16 protein-coding genes are annotated in these 12,882 nt (G+C 71.5%); 15 read left to right on the plus strand and 1 reads right to left on the minus strand.

Translation table 11 applies throughout. From position 1 onward, the window contains the following. The first annotated feature begins 182 nt into the window (after nt 1-182). On the plus strand, nt 183-2,096 hold the full coding sequence (ftsH, locus tag ACWC97_RS23955) for an ATP-dependent zinc metalloprotease FtsH (protein WP_352276314.1): 1,914 nt from the start codon (nt 183-185) through the stop codon (nt 2,094-2,096). Between the two features lie 28 nt (nt 2,097-2,124). Here the strand turns inward: ftsH and ACWC97_RS23960 are convergent, their stop codons facing one another. Further along, a complete protein-coding gene (locus tag ACWC97_RS23960; protein WP_450651467.1) occupies nt 2,125-2,955 on the minus strand; it encodes a class I SAM-dependent methyltransferase in 831 nt (276 codons plus the stop codon). A gap of 488 nt (nt 2,956-3,443) precedes the next feature. On the opposite strand from ACWC97_RS23960, the gene ACWC97_RS23965 reads away from it, so the two are divergent. The 14 genes from ACWC97_RS23965 (at nt 3,444) to ACWC97_RS24030 (ending at nt 12,881) form a co-directional block, all read left to right on the plus strand. Then, a complete protein-coding gene (locus ACWC97_RS23965; protein WP_352276316.1) occupies nt 3,444-4,037 on the plus strand; it encodes a hypothetical protein in 594 nt (197 codons plus the stop codon). Between the two features lie 157 nt (nt 4,038-4,194). Continuing rightward, entirely contained in the window at nt 4,195-4,623 is a 429-nt protein-coding gene (gene rpsP / locus ACWC97_RS23970) for a 30S ribosomal protein S16 (RefSeq protein WP_352276318.1), read from the plus strand. Nucleotides 4,624-4,625: 2 nt separating this feature from the next. Next, nucleotides 4,626-4,865: an RNA-binding protein gene (locus ACWC97_RS23975; RefSeq protein ID WP_005311361.1), complete on the plus strand. Its 240-nt coding sequence runs from the start codon at nt 4,626-4,628 to the stop codon at nt 4,863-4,865. A gap of 79 nt (nt 4,866-4,944) precedes the next feature. After that, entirely contained in the window at nt 4,945-5,523 is a 579-nt protein-coding gene (rimM, locus tag ACWC97_RS23980; protein WP_352276320.1) for a ribosome maturation factor RimM, read from the plus strand. After that, entirely contained in the window at nt 5,523-6,344 is an 822-nt protein-coding gene (trmD, locus tag ACWC97_RS23985) for a tRNA (guanosine(37)-N1)-methyltransferase TrmD (protein ID WP_352276322.1), read from the plus strand. The genes rimM and trmD overlap by 1 nt, the downstream gene beginning before the upstream one ends. A gap of 161 nt (nt 6,345-6,505) precedes the next feature. Continuing rightward, nucleotides 6,506-6,856 carry a 50S ribosomal protein L19 gene (gene rplS / locus ACWC97_RS23990; RefSeq protein ID WP_352276324.1) on the plus strand — a complete coding sequence of 117 codons (351 nt, stop codon included), beginning with the start codon at nt 6,506-6,508 and terminating at the stop codon, nt 6,854-6,856. 45 nt (nt 6,857-6,901) lie between these two features. Further along, nucleotides 6,902-7,645 carry a signal peptidase I gene (gene lepB, locus ACWC97_RS23995; RefSeq protein ID WP_450651470.1) on the plus strand — a complete coding sequence of 248 codons (744 nt, stop codon included), beginning with the start codon at nt 6,902-6,904 and terminating at the stop codon, nt 7,643-7,645. After that, nucleotides 7,638-8,705, plus strand: a complete 1,068-nt coding sequence (gene lepB / locus ACWC97_RS24000) for a signal peptidase I (RefSeq protein WP_450651472.1) — start codon at nt 7,638-7,640, stop codon at nt 8,703-8,705. The genes lepB (ACWC97_RS23995) and lepB (ACWC97_RS24000) overlap by 8 nt, the downstream gene beginning before the upstream one ends. Continuing rightward, nucleotides 8,599-9,513, plus strand: coding sequence for a signal peptidase I (gene lepB / locus ACWC97_RS24005; RefSeq protein ID WP_450651547.1), 915 nt, complete (start codon nt 8,599-8,601; stop codon nt 9,511-9,513). Before lepB (ACWC97_RS24000) ends, lepB (ACWC97_RS24005) begins: the two co-directional genes overlap by 107 nt. A 320-nt stretch (nt 9,514-9,833) precedes the next feature. Next, nucleotides 9,834-10,748: a signal peptidase I gene (gene lepB / locus ACWC97_RS24010; protein ID WP_450651549.1), complete on the plus strand. Its 915-nt coding sequence runs from the start codon at nt 9,834-9,836 to the stop codon at nt 10,746-10,748. 43 nt (nt 10,749-10,791) lie between these two features. Next, on the plus strand, nt 10,792-11,541 hold the full coding sequence (gene lepB, locus ACWC97_RS24015) for a signal peptidase I (protein ID WP_352276329.1): 750 nt from the start codon (nt 10,792-10,794) through the stop codon (nt 11,539-11,541). Further along, nucleotides 11,531-12,019, plus strand: coding sequence for an NUDIX hydrolase (locus ACWC97_RS24020; protein ID WP_352276331.1), 489 nt, complete (start codon nt 11,531-11,533; stop codon nt 12,017-12,019). The genes lepB (ACWC97_RS24015) and ACWC97_RS24020 overlap by 11 nt, the downstream gene beginning before the upstream one ends. Nucleotides 12,020-12,074: 55 nt before the next feature. After that, entirely contained in the window at nt 12,075-12,383 is a 309-nt protein-coding gene (locus ACWC97_RS24025) for a DUF2469 domain-containing protein (RefSeq protein WP_003965949.1), read from the plus strand. Between the two features lie 138 nt (nt 12,384-12,521). Continuing rightward, nucleotides 12,522-12,881, plus strand: coding sequence for a YraN family protein (locus tag ACWC97_RS24030; RefSeq protein WP_352276332.1), 360 nt, complete (start codon nt 12,522-12,524; stop codon nt 12,879-12,881). Nucleotide 12,882 lies beyond the last annotated feature (1 nt).

Consider the following 12,882-nt stretch of genomic DNA (forward strand, 5'->3'; position numbering starts at 1 on the left):
TCCGGGCCGGTGACGGCCCGACGGTGTCCCGAGGGGGCGCCCGCCACCCCGGCGGGCGCCCCCTCGGCGCGTACGGCCCCGTGCCCCGTCCCTCCAAGAGCCCAGCGGGACACCCCTTCGGAGGGCTCTGCCCGCATTCCTCACTTAATGTCGCATCAACGGCTGTCGGCAGAGGAGTGCGCGTGACCAACCCCGTACCTCCCCGCGACCGGACCGACCAGCCCTGGCGCTCCGAGGGCGCCCCGCCGCCCCCGTCGCCCGGCCGGAAGATGCCGGGCGGCTGGAGCGGGCTGCTGCTCACCGCGCTCGCCGTCTACCTGGTCGCCAACCTGGTGCTCTCCTTCTTCAACGGGAAGGAGGAGCGAACGGTCTCGTACACCGAGTTCAGCAAGCAGGTCACCTCGGGCAACGTCGAGAAGATCTACTCCAAGGGCGACGCCATCGAGGGGCGGCTCAAGAAGGAGGCGAAGGTCCCGGGGAGCGACAAGAAGTACACCAACTTCGTCACCCAGCGCCCCGCCTTCGCGGACGACAACCTCTGGGCCGAACTGGTCAAGGACAACGTCACGGTCACCGCCGAACCCGTCGTCCAGCAGCGCAGCTTCCTCGCCAACCTGCTGATCTCGCTCGCGCCCATGCTGCTCCTCATCGCGCTCTGGGTGTTCATCGCCCGGCGGATGGCCAGGGGCATGGGCGGCGGGATGGGCGGCTTCGGCCGCAAGCCCCCGCCCAAGCCCGTCGAACTGGAGGGCGCCAGGCGCACCACCTTCGAGGACGTGGCCGGGATCGACGAGGTCGAGGGCGAACTCAACGACGTCGTGGACTTCTTGAAGAATCCGCAGGCGTACCGCCGCATGGGTGCCCGGATGCCCGGCGGGGTGCTGCTCGCCGGGCCGCCCGGTACCGGGAAGACCCTGCTGGCGCGGGCCGTCGCGGGCGAGGCGGGGGTGCCGTTCTTCTCGGCGTCGGCCTCCGAGTTCATCGAGATGATCGTCGGCGTCGGCGCCGGCCGGGTCCGGGAACTCTTCGCGGAGGCCCGCAAGGTCGCCCCGGCCATCATCTTCATCGACGAGATCGACACCATCGGCCGGGCCCGCAGCGCCGGCTCCGGCATGGGCGGCCACGACGAGCGCGAGCAGACGCTCAACCAGATCCTCACCGAGATGGACGGCTTCTCCGGCTCGGAGGGCGTCGTCGTGCTCGCCGCCACCAACCGCGCCGACGTGCTCGACCCGGCGCTCACCCGGCCCGGCCGATTCGACCGGATCGTGCAGGTCAGCCCGCCGGACCGGAGCGGCCGGGAGGCGATCCTGGAGATCCACACCCGGCAGATCCCGCTGGCCCCCGACGTCGACCTGGCCCAGGTCGCCGGGACCACCCCCGGGATGACCGGCGCGGACCTGGCCAACCTGGCCAACGAGGCCGCGCTGCTGGCGGTCAAGCGACACCAGTCCGCGGTCACCCAGCCCGACTTCTCCGACGCCCTGGAGAAGGTCCAGCTCGGCGCCGAACGCTCCCTGGTCATGTCCGACGAGGAGCGCCGCCGGACCGCGTACCACGAGAGCGGCCACGCGCTGCTCGGCATGGTCCAGCCCGGCGCCGACCCGGTCCGCAAGGTGACGATCGTGCCGCGCGGCCGGGCGCTGGGCGTCACGCTCTCCACCCCGGACGCCGACAAGTACGCGTACACCGAGGAGTACCTGCGCGGCCGGATCGTCGGGGCGCTCGGCGGGATGGCGGCCGAGCAGGTGGTCTTCGGCGTGATCACCACCGGCGCCGAGAGCGACCTGGAGCAGGTCACCAACCTGGCCCGGGGGATGGTCGGCCGCTGGGGCATGAGCCACAGGGTGGGCAGGCTGACGGCGATCCCGGCCGACGCCCAGCAGGCGTACGGCCTGTCGGCGGCGCCCGCCACCCTCGACGCGGTCGACGACGAGATGCGGCGGATCGTCGACGAGTGCTACGAGGTGGCCTGCCGGCTCCTGCGGGAGAACCGCGAGCGGCTGGACGCCCTCTCCGCCGCGCTGCTGGAGCACGAGACCCTCGACGAGGACGCGGCGTACCGGGCGGCCGGGATCACCCGGCTGGCCAAGTGACGGGAGGCCCGCGCGGTCCGCGCGGGCCTCAGACGGCGCACACCAGATAGCGGAAGACGTTCGGCAGCCACACCGTGCCGTCCCCGCGCCGGTGCGGCCGCAGCGCCCGCGCGGCCTCCCGTTCCACCCGGGCCCTCCCCGTCGCCCGCACCGCCGCGTCCAGCAGCCCGGTGCAGGTCAGCGCCCGCACCGCACTCCCCAGGTCCGGATAGGCGAACGGGCAGGCCACCCGGCCCGAACCGTTCGGATTCAGTCCGGCCCGCACGGCCAGCTCCTCCAGGTCGTCCCGCCCGGAGAGCCGCCCCGCCACTCGCAGCACGGGCGCCGCCGCACACCGCTCCGGCGGACCCCAGCCGGTGAGCACCACCGTGCCGCCCCGCGCGGCCAGCCCCGCCGCCGACCGCACCGCGGCCGCCAGCTCCGCACCGCCCTCGGAGGCGCAGCCGGCCGGGGCGAACGCGGTGACCAGGTCGTACGGCACCCCGTCGGACGGCCGGGCCAGCGCCAGCCGTTCCGGATCGCCGTCCACGCCGGTGACCCGCGCCCCGCGCGCCGCCGCCAGCAGCAGCGCCGGGCCCGTCGCGTGGCCGAGGGAGAGCAGCCGGGTGCCGGTGCCCACGTCCAGGCGCTCGTACACCGCTTCGTACAGCGGCGTGAGCATCCGCTCCTGGAGTCCGTCCCGGTCGGGTTCCCGGTCCCGCTCGCGATCCCGCTCCCGGTCGTCCCGTTGACGGTCCTGCCGTTCCCGGCCCCGATCGGGGCCGGGGTCCCGCTTCCCGTCCCGGGCGTGGCCGCCCGGCCTCGGGTGTCGTGCGGGTGCCTCCGTGCGGCTGCGGTGCCGGACGAGCGTACGTGTCATGGAAAGCGCCCCAATCCGCCGGTTCCCGGCCGTGTTCCGATCGGTACTCCCCGAGTACGTGCTCCGGGCACGTGATGCCCCCCGCGCGCGCATGCCCGCCCCCGCCCGCGACGCGCGCTCCGCGCCTCGCCCCAGTCTCACCCGACACGCCGGACCGGGCACGTCGAGCGCCCGGCGCCCCGGCGACGGCGGCACGGGCCGGTGTCAGGTCCATACCGCGCGCCCGGTATCGTCGCCCCCGGTGGCAGCCGCCCACCGGCGCCGGGGCCCGCCGCGATCGAGCCGCCCGCCCCCGCCGCCCGGCCCGGATCCGCGGGTCCGGCGTACGCGCGCTACGTACCACCTTGAGGCGAGCTGCGCGGCTTCTCCGCAGTTCTGCGCACCCGCCCTCGTCGGGACGCATCACTGAGCAACTGACTGGTACGTGCAAATTATTTGGGATGGCCCGGAATCGGAACACCGGGGCACTCGTGCTCGTTGGTCACGACGTGAGCACGACACCACCTGTACTTGCCGCAGAGCTGGCACAGGCGTGGGCCGACATTCAGCGGTACCACCCCGAGCTGCCTGATCTGGCCGCGCCCGAGTCCCTGATCGGAGAATCCTCGTCCGCCTGTGGCGCCGAGCTCTCCTTCGAACGACTGCTCCACGAGGCAGTCCATGGCATCGCCGCCGCGCGAGGCGTCCGCGACACCTCGCGCGCGGGCCGCTACCACAACCGCAGATTCCTCGCGATCGCCGAGGAGCTGGGCCTCGACCACGTCGAGGAGCCCCACCCCAGCAGCGGCTTCTCGCTGGTCGCCCTGAACCCCGAGGCCAAGCGCCGGTACCGGCCGACGATCGAGCGGCTGCAGCGCGCCCTCAAGGCGCACACGGTCGCCACCGCCGCCGACACCAAGCGTTCCTTCCGCGGGCCGGCCGCCCGGCACGGCTCCTCCGGCGGGGGTGTCCGGGTCAAGGCCGTGTGCGACTGCGGACGCAACGTCCGGGTCGTGCCGTCGGTCCTGGCGCAGGCGCCGATCGTCTGCGGAGGTTGCGGCAAGCCCTTCCGTATCCCGGAAGCCGCGGTCGCGGTGGGGTGACCCGATGCGGTGTGGCACAATGGCTAGCTGTACTCGACAGTCGCACAGGACCCCTCTCTCCTCCGGCTGACGCGTCCATCGGGCACCCGAGTACCGCAACCCCACGTGGCATCTTCGTTGTGCCCAACCACGTCATAGACCAGGAGACACCACTCCCGTGGCAGTCAAGATCAAGCTGAAGCGTCTGGGCAAGATCCGTTCGCCTCACTACCGCATCGTCGTCGCCGACTCCCGTACCCGCCGTGACGGCCGGGCCATCGAGGAGATCGGTCTGTACCACCCGGTGCAGAACCCCTCGCGCATCGAGGTCAACTCGGAGCGTGCGCAGTACTGGCTGTCCGTCGGCGCCCAGCCGACCGAGCCGGTCCTCGCGATCCTGAAGCTCACCGGTGACTGGCAGGCGCACAAGGGCCTCCCGGCCCCCGCGCCGCTGCTGCAGCCCGAGCCGAAGGCCGACAAGCGGGCCCTCTTCGAGAGCCTGGGCGACGGCGAGGAGGCCAAGGGCGAGGCCATCACGCAGAAGGCGAAGAAGTCCGACAAGAAGGCTGACGAGGCTGCCGACGCGGCCGAGTCGACCGAGGCCTGAGCATGCTCGAGGAGGCTCTCGAGCACCTCGTGAAAGGCATTGTCGACAACCCCGACGATGTGCAGGTCGCCTCACGCAACCTGCGCCGCGGCCGCGTGCTGGAGGTCCGGGTCCACCCCGACGACCTCGGCAAGGTGATCGGCCGTAACGGCCGCACCGCCCGCGCGCTGCGTACCGTCGTGGGCGCCATCGGCGGCCGTGGCATCCGCGTCGACCTCGTCGATGTGGACCAGGTTCGCTGACAGAGTTGAACACCGGCACGGGCCGGGGAGGGCCATGAGCCCGCCCCGGCCCGTCGTCGTATGACAGGAGAGACACAAGGTGCAGTTGGTAGTCGCGCGGATCGGCCGTGCCCACGGCATCAAGGGCGAGGTCACCGTCGAGGTCCGTACGGACGAGCCGGAGCTGCGGCTCGCCCCCGGGGCCGTGCTCGCCACCGAACCGGCGGCCACCGGACCGCTGACGATCGAGACCGGACGCGTGCACAGCGGGCGGCTGCTGCTGCGCTTCGAGGGCGTGCGCGACCGTACGGCCGCCGAGGCCCTGCGCAACACGCTCCTGATCGCCGAGGTCGACCCGGCCGAACTCCCGGAGGACCCGGAGGAGTTCTACGACCACCAGCTCATGGACCTCGACGTGGTCCTGGCCGACGGCACCGGGATCGGCCGGATCACCGAGATCACGCACCTGCCCTCGCAGGACCTCTTCATCGTCGAGCGGCCGGACGGCAGCGAGGTGATGATCCCGTTCGTCGAGGAGATCGTCACCGAGATCGACCTGGACGAGCAGCGCGCGGTGATCGATCCGCCGCCCGGTCTGATCGACGCCGACCAGGCCGTGGTCGCCTCCGCCCGGGACGAGGCGGGCGACGGCGCCCCGGCCGAGGGGGAGGACCGCTGATGCGGCTCGACGTCGTCACGATCTTCCCGGAGTACCTGGACCCGCTGAACGTCTCCCTGGTCGGCAAGGCCCGCGCGAGCGGCCGCCTCGGCGTCCACGTGCACGACCTGCGCTCCTGGACCCACGACCGGCATCACACGGTCGACGACACCCCGGCCGGCGGCGGACCCGGCATGGTCATGAAGACCGAGCCCTGGGGCGAGGCGCTGGACGACGTGCTGGCGGACGGCTACGAGGCCGGGGCGCACTCCCCGGTGCTGGTGGTACCCACGCCCAGCGGCCGCCCCTTCACCCAGGAACTCGCCGTCGAACTCTCCGAGCGCCCGTGGCTGATCTTCACCCCGGCCCGTTACGAGGGCATCGACCGGCGGGTGACGGAGGAGTACGCCACCCGGATGCCGGTCGTCGAGGTCTCCATCGGCGACTACGTGCTGGCCGGCGGGGAGGCCGCGGTCCTGGTCGTCACCGAGGCGGTGGCCCGGCTGCTGCCCGGCGTGCTCGGCAACGCCGAATCGCACCGGGACGACTCCTTCGCCCCCGGCGCCATGGCCAACCTGCTGGAGGGGCCGGTCTACACCAAGCCGCCGGTGTGGCGTGGCAGGGAGATCCCCGAGGTGCTGCTCAGCGGCCACCACGGGAAGATCGCCCGCTGGCGGCGGGACGAGGCGTTCCGCCGTACCGCCCTCCACCGGCCCGATCTGATCGAGCGCTGCGACGCCGCGGGCTTCGACAAGAAGGACCGCGAGATGCTCTCCATCCTCGGCTGGTCGCCCGCCCCGGACGGCCGATTTTGGCGCAGGCCCGAGGCCGTGGAAGAATAGGCCGCTGCTGTACGTCCGGCGTGCGCCCCTGCCACAGGGGGAACCCCGACCATCCCCACGCGAGCGGGGATGGTCCCGACGCCCGTCCGACGCGATCAGCACCTCCGTTCCTCCCTAGTTCCCGTCGATGACCTGTGGCATCGGCGAAGAAAGCAGACAACATGGCTTCCCTGCTCGACGACGTCAATGCCGCGTCGCTGCGTACCGACGTCCCGTCGTTCCGCCCCGGTGACACCGTCAACGTCCACGTCCGCGTGATCGAGGGCAACCGCTCCCGTATCCAGCAGTTCAAGGGCGTAGTCATCCGCCGCCAGGGTGCGGGCGTCAGCGAGACCTTCACGGTCCGCAAGGTCTCCTTCAGCGTCGGCGTCGAGCGCACCTTCCCGGTGCACAGCCCGATCTTCGAGAAGATCGAGCTCGTCACCCGCGGTGACGTCCGTCGCGCCAAGCTGTACTACCTCCGTGAGCTGCGCGGCAAGGCCGCGAAGATCAAGGAGAAGCGCGACAACTGAGCTGCCTCCCTGGTCCACAGGATGGCCGGATAGGCTCTGGCCCCGATGGACACGGAAGCTGAGCTCTCGGAGCGCGATCCCTCCTCCGCACCCACGACGGTGCCGGGGGAGGGATCGCGCTCCTTGCGTATTCCGGACCGGCCCGACGGTCCGACGAACTGGACCTGGCGGCGGACCGCCCTCCTCGGGGCCGTCTGCGCGGTCTTCGTGCTGCTCCTGAGCAATTACGTGGTGCAGCCGTATCAGATCCCCAGCGGCTCGATGGAACCGACGCTGGAGGTGGGGGACCGGGTGCTGGTCAACAAGCTGGCGTACCGTTCCGGCTCCGGGCCGCACCGCGGTGACGTGGTGGTCTTCGACGGCACCGGATCGTTCGTGCAGGAGCCCCCGGAGGAGAACCCCGTCGCCGCCCTGGTGCACTCGGCGGCCGCCTCCCTCGGGCTGGCCGGGCCCGAAGAGACCGACTACGTGAAACGCGTGGTGGGCGTGGGCGGTGACCGGGTGGTCTGCTGCGACAGGAAGGGCCGCATCGAGGTGAACGGGCGGCCGGTCACCGAGGACTACCTGTACCCGGGGGACGCGGCCTCCCGGGTGCGCTTCGACATCGTCGTCCCCGACGGCACCCTCTGGATGATGGGCGACCACCGCAGCAACTCCCGTGACTCCCGCGACCACCTCGGGGAACCGGGCGGCGGGATGGTCCCGGTCGACAGGGTGATCGGCCGGGTGGACTGGATCGGCTGGCCGCTCGGTCGGCTGGGCTCGCTGCCGGGCGCGGGCCATGGGTAGCCGCGGCCGCGGCCGGAGCGGGGGCGGCCCGGAGGACGACGGTCCGCCGGCCGCGCGCACGCCACGCACCCGGGTGGAGCGGCGGAAGCTGGCGCGCCGGGTCAAATGGCGGCGGCGGGGCTCCGCCGCCCGGGAGATCCCGCTGCTCGCCATGGTGGCGGTGCTGATCGCACTCGTCCTCAAGACCTTCCTGGTACAGGCGTTCGTGATCCCCTCGGGATCGATGGAGCAGACCATCAGGATCGGCGACCGGGTGCTGGTGGACAAGCTGACGCCGTGGTTCGGTTCCCGGCCCGAGCGCGGCGACGTCGTCGTCTTCCGCGACCCCGGGGGCTGGCTGAGGAAGGAGAGCGGCGCCAAGAAGGAGTCGCCGGTCGTCGTGAAGCAGGTCAAGGAGGTCCTGACCTTCATCGGGCTGCTGCCCTCGGACGACGAGCAGGACCTGATCAAGCGGGTCGTCGGGGTCGGCGGCGACACGGTGAAGTGCTGCGGCAAGGACGGCCGGATCACCGTCAACGGCGTACCGCTGGACGAGCCCTACCTCTACCCGGGGAATCCGCCCTCCCTCATCAAATTCGAGGTAAAGGTTCCTGAGGGCCGGATCTTCGTGATGGGCGACCACCGATCGGATTCGGCCGACTCCCGCTACCACCTGGACGACCCGGGACACGGCACGGTCTCCGAGGAGCAGGTCGTGGGGCGCGCCATGGTGATCGCCTGGCCGGTCGGCCACTGGCGAGAACTGGACGAACCGGGGACCTTCTCACAGGTTCCGCGGGCACGCGCCGGAACGACCGGCGCACCAGGCCCGTCGCATACGGTGGCGTCCCCCGATCTCAACGGATTGGCTCCTCTCCCGAGCCCTGCGGAACTTCCGCTCGTTATGGGAGTGGTGGGCCTGCACCGGCTAGGGAGCAGGCGGTGGCACGGAGTAAGGAGTGGATGTGGGGGATTTGGCCGTCGGCGCACGATCCGGACACGAGGAACCCGAGGACCGGCCGGGCCGTTCGGGCAACGCCGAGTCCGCCGGGGCGGCGGGTCACGCGGGGATCGACGGTGAGACTCCGGACGGCGGCGGGGCGGTGAAGAAGCCGCGCTCCTTCTGGAAGGAGCTGCCCCTGCTCGTCGTCATCGCGCTCGTTCTCGCGTTGCTGATCAAGACGTTCCTGGTGCAGGCGTTCTCGATTCCCTCGGATTCGATGCAGAACACCCTCCAGCGGGGCGACCGGGTGCTGGTGGACAAGCTGACGCCGTGGTTCGGTTCGGAGCCCGAGCGCGGCGAGGTCGTCGTCTTCCACGACCCGGGCGGCTGGCTGGACGACACCCCCGAGGTCCACCCGAACGCGGTCCAGAAGTTCCTCAGCTTCATCGGCCTCATGCCCTCCGCCGAGGAGAAGGACCTGATCAAGCGGGTCATCGCGATCGGCGGCGACACGGTGGAGTGCAAGGAGAACGGCCCCGTCGTGGTCAACGGCAAGGCCCTGGACGAGAAGTCCTTCATCTTCCCCGGGAACACGCCCTGCAACGACGATCCGTTCGGCCCGATCAAGGTGCCCGAGGGCCGGATCTGGGTGATGGGCGATCACCGCCAGGACTCCCGCGACTCCCGCTACCACCAGGAGCTGCCGGGCAACGGCACGGTCTCCAACGACGAGGTCGTCGGCCGCGCCTTCGTCGTGGCCTGGCCGATCAACCGCTGGGCGACGCTGCCCATCCCGAAGACCTTCGACCAGCCGGGTCTGAACGCGGCGCTGGGAGCGGCCCCCGGAGTGCTGGGTCTCGCCGGTGCCGTGCCGTTCGTCCTGTGGCGGCGCAGGCGGGCCGTCCTGGCCGGCCGGCACACCACCCCGGCAGGCAGCACGCCGTGATCCGTCGCGCCGTGCCGGGCCCGCGGACCCGGCGGGCTGTGCCACGGCCCGGGTCCGCGATATGAAGGACACCGGTGCTCCGGAACGGCGCACCGGGTGATACGGATGAACCGCCCTCCGGTTGTTCGGCGAGTACGCCGAACAACCGGAGGGCGGTTGCCGTGCGGCGTGCCCCGGACTCCGGGGACCCGTCCACGGCGATGCGGCCGGGAACGAGCAGCGGCACTGCGGAACTCCCGTTCGTTGTTCGGGGCAGTGGGCCTGAACGGACAGGGCCCCGGAGCAGGCGGGGCGCAGAGTGAGGACTGGATGTGAGTGACGTGGCTGCCGGTGCACGATCTGGACATGGAGAGCCCGCGGAGAGGCCCGGCCCGCCCGCCGACGCCGTCCCCGGACCGCCGGAGCAGGCGGCGGACCCGGCCGCACCCGGGGCGGAGCGACCCGAGGACGGGGACCTCGACGGCGAGGGGACGGGGAAGCCGCAGCGGCCGTTCTGGAAGGAGCTGCCGCTGCTCATCGTGGTCGCCCTGGTCCTGGCCCTGTTGATCAAGACGTTCCTGGTGCAGGCGTTCTCGATTCCCTCGGATTCGATGCAGAACACCCTTCAGCGGGGTGACCGGGTGCTGGTGGACAAGCTGACGCCGTGGTTCGGTTCGGAGCCCGAGCGCGGCGAGGTCGTCGTCTTCCACGACCCGGAGAACTGGCTGGCCGGCGAGCCGACCCCCGAGTCGAACGTGGTGCAGGACGTGCTGAGCTTCATCGGCCTGATGCCCTCCTCCAAGGAGAAGGACCTGATCAAGCGGGTCATCGCGGTCGGCGGCGACACCGTGCAGTGCGCGAAGGGCGGCCCGGTCAAGGTCAACGGGAAGGCGCTCGACGAGCCGTACATCTTCCCGGGCAACTCGGCCTGCGACGACAAGCCCTTCGGACCGTTCACGGTGCCCGACGGCAAGATCTGGGTGATGGGCGACCACCGGCAGAACTCCTGGGACTCGCGCTACCACATCGACGAGAAGACCAAGGGCTTCGTGCCCGTCGACGAGGTCGTGGGCCGGGCCGTCGTCGTCGCCTGGCCGATCAACCGCTGGTCGACGCTGCCCGTCCCGGACACCTTCGACCAGCCGGGGCTGAGCGCCGCCGCGGCCGTGGCCCCCGGCGCGATCGGCCTGGCCGGGGCGGTTCCGCTGGTGCTGTGGCGCCGCCGCAGGCTGACCGGTGGGCGTACCGCCGGGTAGGGTGCCGACTCGGATCGGCGATCGCCGAGGCGGGGAGGCTGGGATGAGCGGTCAAGGACGTACGGGCGACGGCCGGAGCCGGCTCGGCGGTGTGCTGTCGGGTCTGGCCGTGGCCGTCGGCTGCGTGCTCTTCCTGGGCGGGTTCGCCTGGGGCGCCGTGGTGTACGAGCCGTACACGGTGCCGACCCAGTCCATGACCCCCACCGTGAACGCGGGCGACCGGGTGCTCGCGGAACGGATCGACGGCGGTGAGGTGCGCCGCGGCGACGTGGTGGTCTTCACCGATCCCGCCTGGGGCGACATGCCGATGGTGAAGCGGGTCGTCGGGATCGGCGGCGACCGGATCTCCTGCTGCGGCAAGGACGGCCGGCTCCGGATCAACGGCCGGCCCCTCGAAGAACCGTATCTGCGGTACAAAGAGCGGGCCTCGGTCGAGGACTTCACGGCCGAGGTGCCCGAGGGACAGCTCTTCCTGCTGGGCGACGACCGGACCGCCTCGCTGGACTCCCGGGTCCACCTGGAGGACGCGGGGAAGGGCTCGGTCCCCCGCTCCGAGGTGCGGGCCCGGGTGGACGCCATCGCCTGGCCGATGAACGGCATGGTGGACCGGCCGAGCGCCTTCGCCGGTCTTCCCGGCGGGATCTCCTCGCCCGGACCGCTCCGGACCCAGCTCTGGGCCGTTGCCGTGGGCGTGGTGCTCATCCTGGGCGGCGCGGCGTACGGGCCGGTCGAGACGCTGCTCACCCGCTCGGCGCGGAACGGGCGGGAGAGGCGGCCCGCCGATGCGCACTGAACGACGCAAGGTCGCCCGCGTGGTGCTCCTGGACCCCGACGACCGCATCCTCCTGCTGCACGGCTTCGAGCCGGACGACCCGCGGCGCGACTGGTGGTTCACCCCCGGCGGCGGTCTGGAGGGCGACGAGACCCGGGAGCAGGCCGCCCTGCGCGAACTCGCCGAGGAGACCGGGATCACCGCGGTCGAGCTGGGCCCGCTGCTCTGGCGGCGGATGTGCTCGTTCCCGTTCGACGGCCGCCGCTGGGAGCAGGACGAGTGGTACTACCTGGCCCGCACGGACCGGACCGACACCGACACCAGCGGACAGACCGGTCTGGAGCGGCGCAGCGTCTCGGGGCTGAGATGGTGGACCTCCGCCGAACTGTCGGCGGCGCGTGAGACGGTGTACCCGACCAGGCTCGCCGGGCTGCTGCGCACGCTGCTCGACGAGGGTCCCCCGCGAACGCCACTGGTTCTCGACCCCGAAATCGCTTAGAGGCCGGGGGCCTGGCGCACAATGGGGGGACGCACGGCTGAAGGGGAACATGCCAATGAGCGCCGAGGACCTCGAGAAGTACGAGACCGAGATGGAGCTGAAGCTCTACCGGGAGTACCGCGACGTCGTCGGTCTGTTCAAATACGTGATCGAGACCGAGCGGCGCTTCTACCTCACCAACGACTACGAGATGCAGGTGCATTCGGTCCAGGGCGAGGTGTTCTTCGAGGTGTCGATGGCGGACGCCTGGGTCTGGGACATGTACCGGCCCGCGCGGTTCGTCAAGCAGGTACGGGTGCTGACGTTCAAGGACGTCAACATCGAGGAGCTCAACAAGAGCGATCTTGAGCTTCCGGGCGGCTGATCCCGCCTGATCCCGCCTCAAAAAGGGGACTGATTCCCTCTTCCGGGTGGCCGGGTTGTCCACAATCCCGGAGTTGTCCACCAAGATCCACAAGCCGGGGCCGAAGGCGTCAGAGTCGGTCCCGGAGGTGGTGCCGAAATGAACGCACGGGGGGCACTCGGGCGGTACGGCGAGGATCTGGCGGCGCGGCTGCTGGCCGAGGCCGGCATGTCCGTACTGGAACGGAACTGGCGCTGTCGCGCCGGTGAGGTCGACATCGTCGCGATGGACGGCGACGCGCTCGTTCTCTGCGAGGTGAAGACCCGCAGGGCGGGCGCGTTCGAGCATCCGATGGCGGCCGTCACGCCGGTGAAGGCGGAGCGGCTGCGGAGGCTGGCCGGCATCTGGCTGGACCGGCACGGCGGCCCGCCGCCCGGCGGGGTCCGGATCGACCTGGTCGGGATCGTGCTGCCCAGGCGCGGGGCGCCCGTCGCGGAGCATGCGCGGGGGGTGGCCTGAG

The sequence above is a fragment of the Streptomyces sp. NPDC001108 genome, assembly GCF_053598535.1.

Bases quoted from the DNA above. Each gene is read 5' to 3' on its own strand.
- lepB (WP_352276329.1), top strand. From the start codon at position 10,792: ATGAGCGGTCAAGGACGTACGGGCGACGGCCGGAGCCGGCTCGGCGGT.
- lepB (WP_450651470.1), top strand. From the start codon at position 6,902: ATGGACACGGAAGCTGAGCTCTCGGAGCGCGATCCCTCCTCCGCACCC.
- ACWC97_RS24030 (WP_352276332.1), top strand. From the start codon at position 12,522: ATGAACGCACGGGGGGCACTCGGGCGGTACGGCGAGGATCTGGCGGCG.
- ACWC97_RS24025 (WP_003965949.1), top strand. From the start codon at position 12,075: ATGAGCGCCGAGGACCTCGAGAAGTACGAGACCGAGATGGAGCTGAAG.
- trmD (WP_352276322.1), top strand. From the start codon at position 5,523: ATGCGGCTCGACGTCGTCACGATCTTCCCGGAGTACCTGGACCCGCTG.
- lepB (WP_450651472.1), top strand. From the start codon at position 7,638: ATGGGTAGCCGCGGCCGCGGCCGGAGCGGGGGCGGCCCGGAGGACGAC.
- ACWC97_RS23975 (WP_005311361.1), top strand. From the start codon at position 4,626: ATGCTCGAGGAGGCTCTCGAGCACCTCGTGAAAGGCATTGTCGACAAC.
- ACWC97_RS23960 (WP_450651467.1), bottom strand. From the start codon at position 2,955: ATGACACGTACGCTCGTCCGGCACCGCAGCCGCACGGAGGCACCCGCA.
- rplS (WP_352276324.1), top strand. From the start codon at position 6,506: ATGGCTTCCCTGCTCGACGACGTCAATGCCGCGTCGCTGCGTACCGAC.
- ACWC97_RS24020 (WP_352276331.1), top strand. From the start codon at position 11,531: ATGCGCACTGAACGACGCAAGGTCGCCCGCGTGGTGCTCCTGGACCCC.